General features: G+C 67.6%; 17 protein-coding genes. 8 read left to right on the top strand and 9 right to left on the bottom strand.

Annotated elements, in window-relative coordinates; genetic code table 11:
- Positions 1-315: 315 nt before the first annotated feature.
- From fliQ to cckA, 4 genes are all read left to right on the top strand, one after another.
- Positions 316-579, top strand: a complete 264-nt coding sequence (fliQ, locus tag ACW18C_RS14425) for a flagellar biosynthesis protein FliQ (protein ID WP_008258892.1) — start codon at positions 316-318, stop codon at positions 577-579.
- Positions 579-1,364, top strand: coding sequence for a flagellar biosynthetic protein FliR (fliR, locus tag ACW18C_RS14430; protein WP_183198784.1), 786 nt, complete (start codon positions 579-581; stop codon positions 1,362-1,364). The genes fliQ and fliR overlap by 1 nt, the downstream gene beginning before the upstream one ends.
- Complete coding sequence (gene flhB, locus ACW18C_RS14435) at positions 1,357-2,433, top strand: flagellar biosynthesis protein FlhB (protein ID WP_008262919.1); 1,077 nt, start codon at positions 1,357-1,359, stop codon at positions 2,431-2,433. Before fliR ends, flhB begins: the two co-directional genes overlap by 8 nt.
- Before the next feature lie 63 nt (positions 2,434-2,496).
- Positions 2,497-4,545, top strand: a complete 2,049-nt coding sequence (gene cckA / locus ACW18C_RS14440; RefSeq protein WP_008264323.1) for a cell cycle histidine kinase CckA — start codon at positions 2,497-2,499, stop codon at positions 4,543-4,545.
- 27 nt (positions 4,546-4,572) lie between these two features.
- Here the strand turns inward: cckA and ACW18C_RS14445 are convergent, their stop codons facing one another.
- From ACW18C_RS14445 to chpT, 3 genes are all read right to left on the bottom strand, one after another.
- Positions 4,573-5,388: a CheR family methyltransferase gene (locus ACW18C_RS14445; protein ID WP_008259147.1), complete on the bottom strand. Its 816-nt coding sequence runs from the start codon at positions 5,386-5,388 to the stop codon at positions 4,573-4,575.
- Complete coding sequence (locus ACW18C_RS14450; RefSeq protein ID WP_008263303.1) at positions 5,385-5,762, bottom strand: response regulator; 378 nt, start codon at positions 5,760-5,762, stop codon at positions 5,385-5,387. Before ACW18C_RS14450 ends, ACW18C_RS14445 begins: the two co-directional genes overlap by 4 nt.
- An 88-nt stretch (positions 5,763-5,850) precedes the next feature.
- Positions 5,851-6,561, bottom strand: coding sequence for a histidine phosphotransferase ChpT (chpT, locus tag ACW18C_RS14455; RefSeq protein WP_008259610.1), 711 nt, complete (start codon positions 6,559-6,561; stop codon positions 5,851-5,853).
- Between the two features lie 66 nt (positions 6,562-6,627).
- On the opposite strand from chpT, the gene cysQ reads away from it, so the two are divergent.
- Positions 6,628-7,455, top strand: coding sequence for a 3'(2'),5'-bisphosphate nucleotidase CysQ (cysQ, locus tag ACW18C_RS14460; protein WP_492071630.1), 828 nt, complete (start codon positions 6,628-6,630; stop codon positions 7,453-7,455).
- A 37-nt stretch (positions 7,456-7,492) separates the two neighbouring features.
- On the opposite strand, the gene ACW18C_RS14465 is transcribed toward cysQ, so the two are convergent.
- Complete coding sequence (locus tag ACW18C_RS14465; RefSeq protein WP_492071632.1) at positions 7,493-8,134, bottom strand: NADPH-dependent F420 reductase; 642 nt, start codon at positions 8,132-8,134, stop codon at positions 7,493-7,495.
- Between the two features lie 98 nt (positions 8,135-8,232).
- On the opposite strand from ACW18C_RS14465, the gene ACW18C_RS14470 reads away from it, so the two are divergent.
- Positions 8,233-9,123 (top strand): LysR family transcriptional regulator, encoded by an 891-nt coding sequence (locus ACW18C_RS14470; protein ID WP_492071633.1) that lies wholly within the window; start codon positions 8,233-8,235, stop codon positions 9,121-9,123.
- A gap of 9 nt (positions 9,124-9,132) precedes the next feature.
- Here the strand turns inward: ACW18C_RS14470 and ACW18C_RS14475 are convergent, their stop codons facing one another.
- A complete protein-coding gene (locus ACW18C_RS14475; RefSeq protein WP_492071634.1) occupies positions 9,133-10,356 on the bottom strand; it encodes a hypothetical protein in 1,224 nt (407 codons plus the stop codon).
- 111 nt (positions 10,357-10,467) lie between these two features.
- Positions 10,468-10,806 carry a hypothetical protein gene (locus ACW18C_RS14480; protein ID WP_154726679.1) on the bottom strand — a complete coding sequence of 113 codons (339 nt, stop codon included), beginning with the start codon at positions 10,804-10,806 and terminating at the stop codon, positions 10,468-10,470.
- A 197-nt stretch (positions 10,807-11,003) separates the two neighbouring features.
- On the opposite strand from ACW18C_RS14480, the gene ACW18C_RS14485 reads away from it, so the two are divergent.
- Together ACW18C_RS14485 and ACW18C_RS14490 are read left to right on the top strand one after the other, a co-directional pair.
- Entirely contained in the window at positions 11,004-12,284 is a 1,281-nt protein-coding gene (locus ACW18C_RS14485) for a polyhydroxyalkanoate depolymerase (protein ID WP_492071635.1), read from the top strand.
- Positions 12,250-12,978, top strand: a complete 729-nt coding sequence (locus ACW18C_RS14490; protein ID WP_426026456.1) for a M48 family metallopeptidase — start codon at positions 12,250-12,252, stop codon at positions 12,976-12,978. Before ACW18C_RS14485 ends, ACW18C_RS14490 begins: the two co-directional genes overlap by 35 nt.
- 131 nt (positions 12,979-13,109) lie before the next feature.
- Here the strand turns inward: ACW18C_RS14490 and ACW18C_RS14495 are convergent, their stop codons facing one another.
- From ACW18C_RS14495 to ACW18C_RS14505, 3 genes are all read right to left on the bottom strand, one after another.
- Entirely contained in the window at positions 13,110-15,221 is a 2,112-nt protein-coding gene (locus tag ACW18C_RS14495; protein ID WP_492071636.1) for a transglycosylase domain-containing protein, read from the bottom strand.
- Positions 15,222-15,327: 106 nt separating this feature from the next.
- Positions 15,328-15,951 (bottom strand): class I SAM-dependent methyltransferase, encoded by a 624-nt coding sequence (locus tag ACW18C_RS14500; protein ID WP_492071638.1) that lies wholly within the window; start codon positions 15,949-15,951, stop codon positions 15,328-15,330.
- Positions 15,948-16,895 carry an alpha/beta fold hydrolase gene (locus ACW18C_RS14505; RefSeq protein WP_492071639.1) on the bottom strand — a complete coding sequence of 316 codons (948 nt, stop codon included), beginning with the start codon at positions 16,893-16,895 and terminating at the stop codon, positions 15,948-15,950. Before ACW18C_RS14505 ends, ACW18C_RS14500 begins: the two co-directional genes overlap by 4 nt.
- Positions 16,896-16,951: the final 56 nt, after the last annotated feature.

Here is a 16,951-nt window from a genome sequence, read left to right on the forward strand (position 1 = left end):
AACCGCAGCCCGCCGGCCATGCACTTTCAGGTCGTTCCGCCACAGAATCTCACCCCGCCTGAAATACATCTACGGGTCGCAACACGCAGCAGATCGTGGAATTTCACAGCAAGCCCACGTCCGAATTCCCGCTACGATCCGTCGGACTGACGAGACGGTCCAGGCGGCCCGGAAGCCGGTTCCGGCATTGGGGCGGAGATGGCTCCTATTTGCTTTCTACAGACCGAAAAGGATTGGGGAGGGATCCGGCCATTATCTCCCCGTTAACCATCCTCCCGGCATTTTCTGCCCAGTGATTTGCGGGAGCGTGGGCCGATGAACGGCGCGGAAGTTCTGGATGTGGGGCGCGACGCCATCTGGCTGACGATCCAGCTGTGCCTGCCGGTCCTGCTGGTCGGCCTGGTCGTGGGCGTCGTGATCGGCCTGTTCCAGGCCCTGACGCAGATTCAGGAACAGACCCTGATCTATGCGCCCAAGATCATCGCCATCTTCGTGTCCCTGTTGCTGTTCCTGCCGCTGATGGGCGCCCTGCTGGGCGGGTTCATGCGCCAGATCGCGGCGCGCATCGCGGGCATGTAGTGGAGGCTTACGCCACCGCGGATCAGGTCTGGGCCGGGGGGCTGATCTTCGCCCGCATCGGCGCGATCCTGATGCTGATCCCCGGCTTCGGGGAAACCTATGTGCCGCCGCGCATCCGCCTGTCGCTGGCCCTGCTGATCAGCCTGGCGCTGTGGCCTGTGGTGCGCGACAGCCTGCCGGGCCTGCCCGAGACCCTGGGCGGCATGGCCGGGTGGGTGATCCGCGAGGTGGTGGTCGGCCTGATGATCGGCATGCTGTTGCGCATGTTCCTGACGTCGCTGATGACGGCGGGCGAGATCGTCTCGCTGCAGACCACCCTCAGCTTCGCCCAGACGGCCAATCCGCTACAGGCCCAGCCGGGGTCGACGGTCGGTTCGTTCCTGCTGCTGTTCGGGGTGACGTTGATCTTCGCCACCGACACCCACCACCTGTTCATCGCCGGCATGGTCGGTTCCTACAGTCTGATCGCCCCGGCCAAGCCCCTGATCATGGGGGATTTCACCGAATTGGCGGTGCGGACCCTGGGGGACAGCTTCCTGCTGGGGGTGCAGTTGGCGGCGCCGGTTCTGGTGTTCGCCCTGATCTTCAACCTGGCCTCGGGCCTGATCGCGCGGGTCATGCCGTCGTTCCAGGTCTATTTCGCCGCCGCGCCTCTGAGCGTCATCCTGGGCCTGTCGATCTTCGCGCTCAGCCTGGGCGCCTTGGGCACCGTCTTCATCGACCGCTACCGCCGCCTCGCCGAGGTGTTCGCGGCCGGCGCCTTCGGGGGAGGGGCGGGTGGCTGACGACACCGATCCCGAGTCGAAAACAGAAGACGCCACCCCCCGAAAACTCGAGGACGCCCGAAAGAAGGGCGACGTCGCCAAGTCTCAGGACGTCGGCCAGGTGCTGTCCCTGGCCGGGGCGGCGGCGGTGATCCTGGGCGCCGGGGGCTGGTTCGCCGGGTCGATGGCGCAACAGCTGCTGCCCTTTATCGCGGCCCCTCACCAGATGCTGGGGATGCTGGATTCGGGGGCGGGGGCTCAGATTCTGGCCCAGGCTCTTTGGGCCATGACCCCCTTCCTGGGAGCGGTCATGCTGGCGACCATCATCGGCGGGGCGGGCGGACACCTGGCCCAGTCCGGCCTGATCTTCACCGCCGAAAAGCTGAAGCCGAAATGGTCGTCGGTGAACCCGATGTCGGGGTTCAAGCGCATCTTCGGCCCCGACGGCCTGATGCAGTTCGTCAAGACCTTCCTGAAGCTGATCGCCGTCTGCGTGGTCTGCTGGATGGTGCTGAAGCCGCATGTGCGCGAGTTCGAGAACATGGTCACCCTGAGCCCGGCGGCCCTGCTGCCGCTGGCGCGGGACATGGCCCTGGCCCTGTTCGTGGCGGCCATCATCCTGCTGGGGGCGACGGCCGGAGCCGACTTCATCTGGCAGAAGATGCGCTTCGCCAAGCGGATGCGGATGACCAAGGAAGAACTGAAGGAAGACTACAAACAGTCCGAGGGCGATCCCCACATCAAGGCCAAGCTGAAGCAGATCCGCATGCAGCGCAGCCGCCAGCGGATGATGGCCAATGTGCCCAAGGCCACGGTCATCGTGACCAACCCGACCCACTATTCGGTGGCCCTGCGCTACGAACCCAGCGAGGGCGACGGGGCGCCGGTCTGTGTGGCCAAGGGGGTCGACGCCCTGGCCATGCGTATCCGTGAAGTCGCCAAGGAACATGGCGTGCCGATCGTCGAGAACGTCCCTCTGGCCCGCGCCCTTTACGCCTCGGTCGAGATCGACGCCGTCATTCCCAAGGAACATTTCGAGGCCGCCGCCAAGATCATCGGCTTCGTGTTCCAGTCCCGCAAACGTCGGTAAGACCCCCGTAAGGCTTGGCGCCGGATTTGGGGGTATGATCAGACCACTGATTCGCGAGGCCGCATGAAGCCCAACCGTCGCCTTCCGTTCGACCTGCTCTCCGTTGCGACGGCGTTCGGCGTGGTCGTGGCCGTCGCGGCCCTGGCCTATCCGGCCTTCAAGGCCAATCCGATGTCGGGGCCGGGCATGATCCTGATCGTCACGGCGGGTCTGATCGCCCTGATCGGCCTGTTCGGTTTCCGCCGCGCCGAGACGGTCAAGCCGTCCAGCGACGTGGCCGTGGACATGCTGGACGCCATGGCGGAGCCGGCGGCCCTGGTGTGGGAGACGGGCCAGGTCCTGGCCTTCAACGGCGCCTGGGCCCAGTCCAACGGCACGACCACCGCCCTGCCCCGCGGCAAGTCGGCCCAGGCCCTGTACATGGCCTTCGCCCAGGCGCGTCGGGGCGAGCCGGGCCACGCCATCGTCCAGATCGGCGACCGCGAGGTCGAGGTGGTGATCGGCAAGGCCGGCCCCGACCGGTATCTGATGCGGGTCGCGCCCGAAGCCGTCCTGCCCCTGCCCGTGGCGACGGCCCCGACGAACGGCGCGGCGACGGGCGAATCCCGCGCCATGGCCGCCGGCGCTCCCTTCGGCTCGGCCGTGATCGACGGCCCCGACCTGTTCGCCGGCCGGGCGCAGGAGGCCAACGCCGCCCTGGCCGTGCTGACCGGCCCCAACGCCGCGCGCGACGCCGCCTTCGGCCATCTGTTCGACCCGACGGGCGTGGCCGAGGCGCGGGTCAAGCTGGCGGCCGGTTCGTCCGGCCCCATCGAACTGGTCGCCCGCGCCTATCCCGACAAGATGCTGCACCTCTATGTGGCGCCAGAGGGCGAACAGAAGCGCATCTGGCTGTTCGACGTCTCGGCGCAGAAGTCGATGGAGCTGCAGCTGTCGCAGGCCCAGAAGATGCAGGCCGTGGGCCAGCTGGCCGGCGGCGTGGCCCACGACTTCAACAATCTGCTGACGGCCATCCAGTTGCAGCTGTCGGGCCTGCTGGAGCGGCATCCGGTCGGCGACCCCTCCTATGAGGGGCTGAACGAGATCCGCCAGACCGCCATTCGCGCCGCCGACCTGGTGCGCAAGCTGCTGGCCTTCTCGCGCAAGTCCACGGTGCGGCGTGAGCGGCTGGATCTGGGCGAGCTGGTCGGGGAGTTCGCCATCCTGCTGCGGCGCCTGCTGCGCGAGGACGTTCGGCTTGAAACCGACTACGGCCGCGACCTGCCGGTGGTCCTGGCCGACAAGAGCCAGCTCGAGACCGCCGTGATGAATCTGGCCGTCAACGCCCGCGACGCCATGCGCGGCGTGGTCGAGCCGGGCGACGCGGTCGTCACCATCACCACCCGCCGTCTGACCGCCCAGCAGGCGCGCGAGATGGGCTGGCCCGACGCTCCCACCGATGAGGTCGCCCTGATCGAGGTGTCGGACACCGGCCCCGGCGTGCCGCCTGAACTGGTGGACAAGATCTTCGAGCCCTTCTTCACCACCAAGGCGGTGAACGAGGGCACCGGCATGGGCCTGGCCACCGTCTACGGCATCGCCCAGCAGGCCGGCGGCCATATCTCGGTCAGCAATATCGAGGGCCCGCACGGCATGAGCATGGGCGCGGCCTTCCGCATCTTCCTGCCGGCCGCCGGCGAGGCGGAACTGGCCGAGGTTCAGCCGGTCGAGGTCAAGGTCAAGGCGCCGCGCGACCTGTCGGGCGCCGGCCGCATCCTGTTCGTCGAGGACGAGGACGCGGTCCGCGGCATCGCCGCCCGCCTACTGCGCCAGCGCGGCTATGAGGTCATCGAGGCCGCCGACGGCGAGGAGGCCCTGATCCTGGCCGAGGAATACGCGGGCCAGATCGACATGATGATCTCCGACGTCATCATGCCCGGCCTGGACGGCCCGTCCCTGCTGAAGAAGGCGCGCAAATACCTGGGCGACGCCCCGGTCATGTTCATCTCAGGCTATGCGGAAAGCGACTTCTCGGACCTGCTGCAGGACGAGGTCGGGGTCTCCTTCCTGCCCAAGCCTCTGGACATCAAGACCCTGGCGGAACGGGTGAAGCAGGAACTGCACGCGGGCTGAATCCACGTCGCGGTTCAAAGCGGCCGTTCAGGCGGCTCTGCGCGCGGCGGAGGGGGATTTCACATACAGGCCCTTGCGGCCGGTGACGGGGCGGAAGGCGACGGTCTCGCCTTCCAGCCGTTCATCCATGCCCAGGAACAGGCAGCCGTCGTCGACCAGGCGGCGTTCCAGCCCGTCCAGCACGCGGGCGCGGCGCGAGGGCTCCATGTCCCCGAGCACGTAGCGGCAGAAGATGACGTCGAAACGGGCCTCGTCGGTCGGCTCGTCCAACAGGTTGGCGCGTCCGAAACGGACGGTGTCGGCCAGTTCGGCGCGGACGCGCCAGTTGTCCTCGGCCGGCTCGAACCAGCGCAGCATGGTCTTGGCGGTCAGACCGCGCTGGATCTCGAAGCCGGTATAGAGGCCTGAACGCGCCTTCTCGATCGCACGCTGCGACAGGTCGGTGGCCGTCAGATCCAGCGGAACGCCGATGTCCAGCCCCGCCATGGCGATCGACCAGGCCTCCTGCCCCGTCGAACATCCGGCGGACCAGACCTTGACCCGGCCGTTCGGCCGGGCGCGCGACAGGGCCGGCAGAAGCTCCTTCTCCAGCACGGTGAACGGGGTGCGATCGCGACGGAACCAGGTTTCGGCGTTCAGCAGGGCCTCGATCACAGCCCAGCCCAGGGAGGCGACCGGATTGGCCCAGAGATTCGTCAGCAGGGCCTCGACATTGGCGTAGCCTTCACGACGCGCGATCGGTCCCAGACGGTGTTCGGCCAGATGAATGCGATCCCGCGCCAGCCGATAGCCGGCGCGGGTGGCCAATAGTCCCTGAAGCTTGTCGAAGTCCTCGGGTGTCATGCCGCGATCGCGCCGACCTCCATCAGCTTGGACTGAAGAATTTCGCCGTCAAAAGGTTTCATAACATAGTCGTCGGCGCCGGCGGCCAGGGCCTCGGCGATCCGCTCAGGCCGGGTTTCGATGGTGCAGAACAACACCTTCGGAACCTCTCCTCCGGGCGAGGCGCGCAGGCGGCGCAAAAAGGTCAGCCCGTCCATCACCGGCATGTTCCAGTCGATCAGCAGCACGTCGGGCATGACGCCTGAGCAATAGGCCAGGGCCTCGGCGCCGTCCGCAGCCTCGTCGACCTCGTAGCCGAGGCCCTCTACGATCCGGCGGGCGACCTTGCGAATGATCCGGCTGTCATCGACGATGAGGCAGGTTTTGAAATCCAAGACGGGCTCCCCGGCGCCGGACCTTCAGCAGAAGTCACGCGTCGTAGCAGCATCGCCCGATTCCAGTTAACGAGTCGTTGGGAAAGCCTCACACGGGCATTCGCGCGACCAGGACGACGCGGCCGTCCTCGACCGTCACATGCAGCGAGCCGCCGGCCTCGACCACGGTCAGCCACAGCCAGTAGGGCTGGATCCACTGCCCCGCCAGCCCTTCGATCAGGCGCTCGCCGGCCAGGCCCGTGACCGCTTCCGGCTTCAGCCGGGCGCGGGCGCCCTCGGCGAATCCCTCGATGAACAGGAAGCCGTTCTCGACGCGCGACTGGATCACCGCATCGCCCCCCATCGGCAGGGCGCCGACGGTGAGATAGGCCAGATTGGTCAGGGCGCGCGCCTGGGGCTTGGAAAACTCGCCCTCGTGGATGCGCCAGTCCAGCGAGGCGCGCCCGCCCTCGGTCAGACCCGTGACCAGCGACTGGAGCTCGCGTGCGGTGAACCGTTCGCTGGTCGTCGCCGCGCCGAAGGCGACGCGGGCGAAATGGACCAGGGCGACCATCTTGCGGGCGCTCTGTTCGATCAGGGACAGGGCGTCCTCGCGCATGTCCTGGGCCGAAGGATCGCGCATGAGATCCAGGCCCGAGACGATCGCGCCCGAGGGGCTGATGAAGTCGTGGCACAGTTTGGCGGCGACATAGGTGGCCAGTTCGATTCCGTCGACAGGCAGGTCCAGCGGGGCTTTGGCGGCGTCGGTCGAATTCATGGAGGCCAGCATACTCTCGTCGGCGTTCAGGTCACAGTTCATGTCGTGCGCGAAGCTGACGTGATTTGCCGGTTCATGGAACCGCCGCAATGGTCTATCGAGCCCATAATGACGACCTCCCCCACGAACACCCTGGCCCTCGACCTGGAGTCCGGCGCCCTGGCCCTGGCCATCGCCGAGATCGCCGAAGACGCCGCGCGCCTGATCCTGCCCTACTGGCGCAGCAACACCGCCGTCGAGACCAAGTCGGACGACAGCCCCGTCACCCAGGCCGACCGCGCCGCCGAGGCCCTGATCCTCGAACGGCTGGCCGCCCTCTATCCCGGCGTCCAGACGGTGGCCGAAGAAGCTGTGGCCGCGAACGGCGCCCCGGACTCGGCCGAGGACTGGTTCTGGCTGATCGACCCGCTGGACGGCACCAAGGGGTTCGTGCGCGGCGGCGAGGCCTTCACGGTCAACATCGCCCTGATGCATGCGGGCTATCCCGTCGCGGGCGTGGTCACGGCTCCGGCGACGGCCACGACCTGGCGCACGGACACGCCGGGCGGCGGCGCCTTCCGTCGTCAGTACGGCGAGCAGCAGGAGGGCGAGGCCCACGCCGGCGCCGAATGGCGGCCGATCAAGGTCCGCGACCGCCCGCAGGAGGGCATGGCCCTGCTGAGCCACAGCGTCACCGATGAAGAGGCCGCGCGTCTGGCCGCCCGCCACGGCTGCACCCGCTGGCAGGGCACGGATTCCTCGCTGAAATTCTGCCTGATCGCCGAGGGCCGCTTCGACGCCTATCCGCGCTCCGGCCCGACCTCGGAATGGGACACTGCGGCCGGTCAGGCCGTGCTGGAAGCCGCCGGCGGCCGCGTCCTGGCCGACGACGGCCAGCGCCTGGCCTACGGCAAGCCCCAGTTCCTCAACGGACCCTTCGTCGCCATGGGCGGCTGAGGCCGATCCCGCCACGCTTCATCGTGTGGCGGGGACCTCACCGGCGGCCGCTACGGCGCGCCGTCGATGCAAGCGCCCGTTCAAGATCCTCCTTCGTCATCGACGTACAATAGGCTGGCGCTCCACGCTCGAAGCGCCAGCCTTCCGAAAGCGCGCCGGCATCCACGGCGTCGAAACCGAATTCGTCGTAGAGTCTGATAGCGATAGCCTTGGCTTCGGCGTCGTCGCTTGCGACCGGCAAGGCGCGTCGATCAGGCGCTCCTGCGGGTCTCCCGTCCCTTTCCAGTTCGTTCATTGGTATGGCGTTGAACGCCTTGACGATGCGCGATTGTGGAAGGTGTCGTGCCAGCAACTCGCTCGTCGTCGTTTTCCCGTCATCCAGATCCGGAATCCGGCCGTCGCGTTCGACATAATAATTGTTCGTATCGATGACGACCTTGCCCACAAGCGGTGCAACAGGGGTCGTGCGATAGGCCGTCAGTGGAATGGCGACGATGACAACCTCGCCGAATGCGACGGCGTCATCGACCGTGCCGACTTCGCAACCGACGCCGTACCGCAGGCTGAATAGGGTTTCGGGGCCGCGCGAGTTGCTGAGCATGACCTGATGGCCGGCCTGAACCGCCAGCTTCCCGACGACCCGCCCGACGAAGCCCGCGCCGATGATGCCGATTTTCATGACTGTCTCTCCTGAGTGAGCCAGCAGATTTAATTGCCATTCATATCGCCATAAATATCCATTAGTAGACGACATTGACAACCAAATGAGATCAATCAATGGACCGGCTCACCAGTATGGCGGTCTTCGTCAAGTCTGCCGATCTCGGCTCTTTCGCCGCCGCCGCCGAGGCGATGGGAATGTCTCCACAGATGGTCGCCAAACACGTGGTGTTTTTGGAGGATCGTCTCGGAGCCACCCTTCTCCACCGGACGACCCGGAGGCAGAGCCTGACGGACGTTGGGCGGGCCTATTATGATCGCTGCAAGCTTGTGCTGGCGGAGGCTGAAGCCGCCGACACGATTGCGCAGGACATGCGCTCCCAGCCCAAGGGCGTCCTAAGGGTCAACGCCCCGATGACGTTCGGCTCCTTCACTCTCGCCCCCTTCATCACGCGCTATCTTGCGCGATACCCCGATATGCAGATCGACCTCACGCTCAACGACCGATTTGTCGATCCTCTCGAAGAGGGTTTCGATGTGATGGTTCGGATCGGCGCCGTCGAGGACAGCAGCCTCATCGCCCATCTGTTGGCGCCTTACCGGTTGATCGCCTGCGCCTCGCCGACCTACCTCGCCCGTCGTGGCGCGCCCGAGACGCCTGCTGATTTGGAACGGCATGATTGCCTTGCCTACGCCTACTGGTCTCCTTCAATCCCTTGCCGTTGGCTGTTCACTCGCAATGGCCGAGACGAAGAAATCAAGGCGAGCGGACGGATGCGAAGCAACGACTGGAAGGCGTTGCTGCACGCCGCGATCGAGGGTTACGGCGTGACGCTCGGACCGGAGAGCGTGATGAAGGCGGAAATCGACTCTGGCCGGCTTGTCCGTGTCCTACCCGAGTACGAGGGGCCGGTGCGGCCCATGCATGTTCTCTATCCGGCCGGACGGCGCCCTACAGTCAATGTTCGCAGTTTCGTCGAGGCTTTGACGGAAGAATTCCGCCCTTGATGACGGCGCCTAAAGCCCCGCCTTCCACAGCAGCATCCCGGCCCGGTCGGCCAGGGCCGGCACGCCCAGTTCGCGCGCGGTCAGGACGGCTTCGTTCAGGATCAGGTGCAGGTGGGCGGGCGCAGGGCCGCCCAGGCGATGACGGGCCAGGGCCAGTTCGGCCAGACCGATCTGGTCGGCGGCCCAGTCCAGCGGCGCAGCGGCGGCGAGCCGGTCGCGCAGGCGGGCCTCCATCAGCTCCAGCCCCGCCAGGTCGCGCACAGCCTCGGCCAGGGCGATCTCGCGCGATACCCGGCGTTCGCGCACCAGGGCGCCGATGATCAGGCCGCGGCCCTGGGTCAGGGCCTCGGCCTGGTTCAACAGCATCAGGGGCGTGGCGTCGTCGCCCGCGCGCAGCACCTGAATGACGGCCCAGTCCAGCGGGCTGTGGTCGGGCGTGAACTGATCGGCGGCGGCGTCGAACATCATCCGTCCCTGGGCCAGGGCCTCGGCATGATCGGCGACGGAGGCCAGGGCCGAAAGACCCGCGCCGCACAGGGCCAGGGCGCGAGCGCGCGTCAGGGGGCGATAGTCGGGCGAGGCGTTCTCGACCAGGGCGCCGAGATCGCGTCCGGCCTGGTCCAGCAGGCGGGCGTCGCGCTTGATCACCCCGGTCTCCAGCGCCAGTCCCGCCCGATCCAGCCGCAGTTCGACGTCGTTCGCCCCCGCCTCATGCAGGGCCAGGTCCATCAGGGCGGCGGCGTCCATCAGGGCGGCGGGATCGCCGGACAGACGGGCCTTGCGTGTCTTGAGCCGGGCATGGACCGAGGACAGCTCGCCTGCGGCATGGGACCGACGCGGCCGCCCGGCGGCGTCGAGCGCGGTCAGGGCGCGATCCAGGTGGATCGGATCGCCGCACAGATCGAAGCGCAGCATCAGGGCCTGGGCCTTGTCGATCGCGGCCCGCGCCGCCCGATCCTCGCCCACGGCGGCGCGCACCAGGCTGTCGGCGCAACGGTCGGCGCGGTCCAGGCTGTCGACGGCGCCGCTGCGGCGGGCGTGTTCGCGCCACAGGGCGGCGGCGCGACTCTCGGTCTCGAACGGGCGGGCGCAGGAGACGCGACCGGCGTCGGTGGTTTCGCGCCGCGCCTCAGCCGCCAGCAGATCGACGCCGATCAGCTCGACCCAGCCCAGATCCTCGCTCTCGCGGGCCTGGGCGAACAGCTTGCGAAGGTCTCGGCCGAACTCGAACATGCGATGGACGCCTCTAAATCCCGCTTCGGGACGACCAATGCGTCCCCCTGGGGTTCCAATGCAAACGCGACGCCGCCAAGGGGGTTCAGCCTGGCCTTAAGGATGATTTCGTCAATTCAGATCGGGGGTTTTCTGACGGCAGCGCTGCAGGGCGGCGCGGGCCTCGGAGGCGTCGGCGTTCAGCCGACGCACGGCCTCGATCCGAGCGCGGGTCTGGTCGGCCTCGGCCGCGCGCGAGGGCTTGCCGGCGGCGGTCGCGGCCTGCATGGCCGCCAGCGACCAGAACAGGGCGGCGTCGTACAGGCGTCTGCCCTCCGCGCTTTCGCCGCCTTCCAGTTCGGACGCGGCCTGGGTCAGGCCGGCGCAGCGCACCGCCTCCTCGTAGGAGACGAGGCCGACGTTCGGCGCGTGCTGAAGCAGCAGACTGGCGATGGTCAGCAGGACCAACATGGGAAGGCTCCATAGACATCCCCCCGGACATCGCCGACATCAGATCACGTTCCGACGACGGGGAGAAGATCGAACCCGGGCGGGAATTGGACAGGATTGCGAATAACTGCCGCGCTGAGCTCAAACCCTGTATGCTGCTCTGCAGCAAACGGCCGGAACCCGGTTTTCGGTCTCGGCAAGACCCGCAATGGATCGTCATGCTCTACGCCTTTCATGAACTCGCCTATCAGTCGGCCCTGCCGTTTCGGGTCGGCGCCCAGATGGCCCGGCGCTTCTGGACCTCGCCGTTCAATCCGGCGGCGGACACGGCGGTCGGACGCACCGCCTACGCCTCGGCCGAACTGTTCGAGAGCGTCACGCGTCGCTACGGCAAACCGGACTGGAAGCTGGAAACCATCGAGATCGCCGGCAAGCCGGTGCGCACCGTCGAACAGGTGATCTGGCAGAGCCCCTGGTGCCGCCTGGTCCGGTTCGCCCGCAATATCGGCGACCTGAAACGGGCCGGAAAGCCCGCCTCCGGCCCCGCCGTCCTGGTCGTCGCGCCCCTGTCGGGCCACTACGCCACCCTGCTGCGCGGCACGGTCGAGGCCTTTCTTCAGGACCACGACGTCTATGTCACCGACTGGATCAACGCCCGCCAGGTGCCGGTGCTGGAAGGCCGGTTCGATTTCTTCGACTATATCGACCACGTCCGGCGGATGCTGGCCGAGATCGGCGGCCGGGCCCATGTGGTCGGGGTCTGCCAGCCCGGCCCGCCCGTTCTGGCGGCCTGCGCGATCATGGCCGAGGACAGCGACGAGAACCGCCCCCTCTCCATGACCTTCATGGGCTCGCCCATCGACGCCCGTCTGTCGCCGACCGTGACCAACCAGCTGGCGGAGGAAAAGCCCTTCACCTGGTTCCGGTCGAACATGATCCACACCGTGCCCCTGCCCTATGCGGGGTTCGGGCGGCGGGTCTATCCGGGCTTCGTCCAGCTCTACAGCTTCATGTCGATGAACGAAGAGCGCCATCGCGACGCCCACTGGGACTATTTCAACAGCCTGATCGACGGCGACGGCGACGGGGTCGAGAAGCACGAGGAATTCTACGACGAATATCTGTCGGTGCTGGACCTGACCGAGGAATTCTACCTCCAAACCATCGACATCGTCTTCCAGCAGCATCTGCTGGCGCGCGGCCTGCTGGAGCATCGCGGACACAAGGTCGATCTGACGAAGATCAGAGACATCGGCCTGATGACGGTCGAGGGCGAGAAGGACGACATCTCCGGCGTCGGCCAGACCCAGGCGGCCCACGGCCTGTGCCCCAACATCCCCGAGGACCGACGGGTGCTGTACGTCCAGCCGAATGTGGGCCATTACGGCGTCTTCAACGGTCGTCGCTTCCGTGACGAGATCTATCCCCGCGTCCGCGATTTCATCGCCCAGAACGAGGCCCTCGGTGGCGTATCGCAACGGTCAGCGTCTGCCGCTTGACGACGGGGGCTTGGGCTCCGGTTCCGGCCCCACACTGAGACTGTCGGTCAATCCCCGCGCCCGGCGTCTTTCGGTGCGGATCGATGCGCGCGCGGGCGAGGCGGTGGTGATCGCCCCGACCGAACGCGGCCTGGCCCAGGCCGTGGCCTTCGCCCGTTCGAAAAGCGTCTGGATCTCCGAACGCCTGGCGGTGCGGCCCAAGGGCCGACCGCTGGAGCCCGGCCAGGTCATCTCATTGCGCGGCCGCCCGGTCCGCCTGGAGGCGACGCCCGGCGCCGGCGCAGCCCGCCTGGTCGAAGACGGAACCGTCATCCGCTCGGGCGGCGAGGGCGAGGCCTACGCCCGCCGGGTCGAGAACCTGCTGAAGCGCGAGGCGCGTAGCACGCTGTTGGACCGCACCGACCACCATCTGCGCGCCCTGGGCCAGACGCCGGTCACGGTCTCCATCGCCGACACCCGCTCGCGCTGGGGCTCGTGCAGCCCGCATAACCGCACCATCCGCTATTCCTGGCGCGTCATCATGGCCCCGCCCCCGGTCATCGACTATCTTGCCGCCCACGAGGTCGCCCACCTGGTCCACGCCGACCACAGCCCGGCCTACTGGTCGGTCGTCGAACGCCTGGTCGGCGACCACAAGCCCTGGCGCAAATGGCTGAAGGACTATGGCGCGGCCCTGCACGCCGTGGGCCGATAGAACCCACTCATCCCCCCTTGGGGGAGGTGGATCGGCGCGTAGCGCCGAGACGGAGGGGGCAAGAGAGCGCCGCTAAGGCGGCGCCTTCAGACAGCGAGCCTGTGTCGCCCCCCTCCCCCAACGGGAGAGGATCAGAAGAACAACGGGTCGCTTCGCTTCTCGGCCGGCAAACGGCCTTCGAGCTGTTGGTCCGGCGTGTCGCGCGGGGCGGGCTGGGGCGAGGTGGGGCGAACGACCGGCGGCCTCGACGCCGGTTGAGACGGTTGCTGGGCCGGCTCTTCCACATAGGGGTCGCCCAGGCTCGGATCGACCGGCTCGACCGGGGCTCCACCTTCATCCAGGCCGCCCTGGCCCAGACCCGACATCAGATCGCCGACGGGATCCGGCGCGGTCCAGCCCTCGGGCATGGGCGGGCCGTCCGGGATGCGCGGTGCGTTCAGGCGCGGCAGGGCCGCCTCCATGAAGCCCTTCCAGATGGCGGCGGGCGACGAGCCGCCGGTCACGCCGCGCATGGCGGTGTTGTCGTCCTTGCCCACCCAGACGGCGGTGACGAAGCCGCCGGTGTAGCCGACGAACCAGGCGTCCTTGTAGTCCGAGGTCGTGCCCGACTTGCCCGCCAGATCGCGCCCGGCGATGGCCGCGCTGCGCCCGGTGCCCGAGGTCATGACCCCGCGCAACATCTGGTTCATGTAGTACAGCGACGGATTGTTGATCGCCTGGCCGCTCTGGCCGCTGGCCCGCTGATAGATGACCCGGCCCTGGGGGGTGCGGATGCGGCTGATGCCATAGGCCTCGACCCGGCGACCGCCGTTGGCGAAGGCGTCATAGGCGGTGGCCATCTCCAGCGGCGAGACCTCGACGGCGCCCAGGGCCATGGCGGGCTCCAGACCGATGCGGCTCTCGATGCCCAGGCGCCGCGCGGCGCGGGCCACGCTGTCGCGTCCGATCTGGTCGGCGACATAGGCCGCCACCGTATTGGTCGACTGGGCCACGGCCTGGGCCAGGGTCATGTTTCCGCTGAAGGTGTTGGAATAGTTCTTGGGCGACCAGTTGCCTATGGTGATCGGCTGATCGACCACCGGGGTCTGGGGCGTGTAGCCGGCCTCGACCGCCGCCAGATAGACGAAGGGCTTGAAGGCCGAGCCCGCCTGGCGACGCGCCTCGACGGCGCGGTTGAACTGGCTGTCGGCATAGGAGCCGCCGCCGATCATGGCCCGCACCCGGCCGTCGCCGTCCAGGGCGACCAGGGCCGCCTGTTCGACGCCCTTGCGCTCGTCACGATCCAGAATGCGGCGCACCGACCGTTCGGCGGCCGTCTGCAGCGTCAGGTCCAGGGTGGTCTCGACCACCATGTCCTCGGTCGGTTCGCCGACCAGGCCGCGGATCGACTGGTCCAGCCAGTCGATGAAATACTGGGCGTGCTGGGTCGCCAGGGTGCGCGACACGATGATCGGCTGGGTCACGGCCTCCTCGCGCTGGGCGGCGGTGATGACCCCGGCCTCTTCCATTTCGTTCAGCACGACGGTGGCGCGGGTGGCGGCCCGCTCGCTCTCGGACACGGGCGAATAGCGCGAGGGCGCCTTCAGCAGCCCGGCCAGAAGCGCGGCCTCGCCGACCGTCAGATCCTTGGCCGACTTGTCGAAATAGCGTTGCGACGCCGCCTCGATCCCATAGGCGCCGGCGCCGAAATAGACCCGGTTCAGATACAGGGCCAGGATCTCCTTCTTGGAGAATTTCATCTCCAGCCAGACGGCCAGCATCAGCTCCTGCACCTTGCGGCGCAGGTTCTGGTCGGGCGTCAGGAACAGGTTCTTGGCCAGTTGCTGCGTCAGGGTCGAACCGCCCTGCACCACCCGGCCGGCGCGCATATTGGTCGCCGCCGCCCGCATCATGCCGATGGGGTCGAAACCGGGGTGGTGATAGAAGCGCCGGTCCTCGATGGCGATGAAGGCGGCCGGCACATAGTCGGGCAGGGAGTCCAGATCGGCGGGCGGCGCCATCTGGGTGCCCCGGGTGGCGATCAGGGCGCCGTTGCGGTCCAGATAGGTGATCGAGGGCTGACGATCGACATTATACAGGCTTGAGGTGTCGGGCAGGCCGCGCGCGAACACGGCGAAGAAGACCACCAGGAAGATCAGTCCCCAGACGGCCAGCACCGCGCCCCAGTAGAGCGCCTGTTGCAGCCGCGTGCGAGCCGGCTTTGCGCCGCCCTGCTGCCCGCCCCCGAACCCTGGACCCGCCATGACTTTCCTTCAGATGCCGCGCTCAGCGGGATTAAGCTCTACGGACATGTATCGCGTATGAACCGCCGCCGAAACGGCCCCGTCGATATCACGCGACCGTGAGCGGCTATTTCGCCGAAAGAAAGGCGCGACGGGCCAGCCAGACGCCGGTCTCGGCCCCGTCGGCCTGCACCGACAGGCCGGCCTCGATCAGCAGGGCCCGATAGGCGGCGGGATCCAGACTGCCGTGATACAGCGGTTCGCCGCGCCATTCGCCGATGGTCTCGCCATGGGCGGGGCCGCTGGTGAACATCAACCGCCCGCCGTCCGCCACCTGTCGGGCGAGAGCGGGCAGGACACGCCGCTGATCCTCGGGCGTCAGATAGAACAGGCTGTGCCAGGCCAGAACGCCGTCAAACACGCCGTCCGGCGGCGGGTCGCGCATGTCGGCGGTCTCCCAGACGCCGGCCGGCAGGGTCTGGCGCGCATGGGCGATCAGGGCCGGCGAGGAATCCCGCCCCACGACCCTGAACCCCCGCTCCAGCAGGGCCGCCCCCATCGGCCAGCCCGAGCCGCATCCGACATCCAGAATGGACGCGCCCGACGGCAGGTCGGCGACGAAACGATCCAGCCACTTCGCTTCGTCCAGCCCGCGCGCCCCGGAATACAGGGCCGCGCCGCGATCCCTGATCCAGTCCGCCGCCCTGTCCTCGTACAGACCGACGATCCGATCCGCCGCCGGATGGCTCATCGCGCCAGGAAGGCGTCCAGTTCGCCGTAGAAGGCCTGGGGCTGGTCCAGCATGATGAAATGGGCGCTGTCGTCGATCCGTTTCAGGGTCACGCCGGGCAGGTTGGCGAAGCTGCTGCGGAAAATCTGATCGGTAATCTCGGGCGTCATGCGCGGATCGTTGAACTTGACGTACATCACCTCGGTCGGGGCGACGATACGGGACAATTCAGGCCTCAGATCTGTCACGATCAGTTCGCGGAAGGCGGCGGCTGAGACCTTCTGATCGCTCGTGCGGCTGTCTTCCAGAGGGCCGGCCCGCAAACCTTCGGTCGCGATCATGCCCGTGAGCGACACCGTCGCGCGCTCGTCGTACTCTGCGCGAGGAACATAGGCCATGCTGGCGTAGACCTGATCGGCCATCGTGGTGATCGCCTCGTTCGAAGCGCCAGGCGGCGCGAACATCGCGCCCATGAAGGGGATCATGTCCACCACCATCAGCTTGCCGACGCTGTCGGGATGACGCGCGGCCAGCATCAGGCCGATAGTCCCGCCCATCGAATGGCCGACCACGGCGGGCTTCTCCAGACCCTGTTCGGCGATATAGCGGGCGATCTCCTCGGCGACCGGGGCCGCCACCGGGGTCGGCGTCGCGCCTGTCTGGGCGTTGCCCTTAACCGGGGCCCCCGCGAAGCCCTGGACATGGATCCGGTGCACTCTCCACCCCGCGCCGAGATGATCGACCGTGCCCTGCCAGACTTCGGGCGAGGAACTCAGACCGGGGATCAGGATGATGTCGCGACCGCCCGCTTCGCCGTCCACGCGGACGTGGATGCGGTCGGAGGTGAAATCCGCGTGATGATGGCCGTGCGCATGGCCGCTGTCGGGATGGGCCCCGTGCCCGTCCTGAGCCTGGACGGCGGTGGCGGCGAACAGCATGGCGGCGAAACCTAAGGCGCGAAACATGATGAAATTCCCCTGCAAGGCGACCCTTATGCCGCCTTCACTTTGTTATGTAAAGT

This window comes from Brevundimonas sp. FV1ye7S (genome assembly GCF_058680995.1).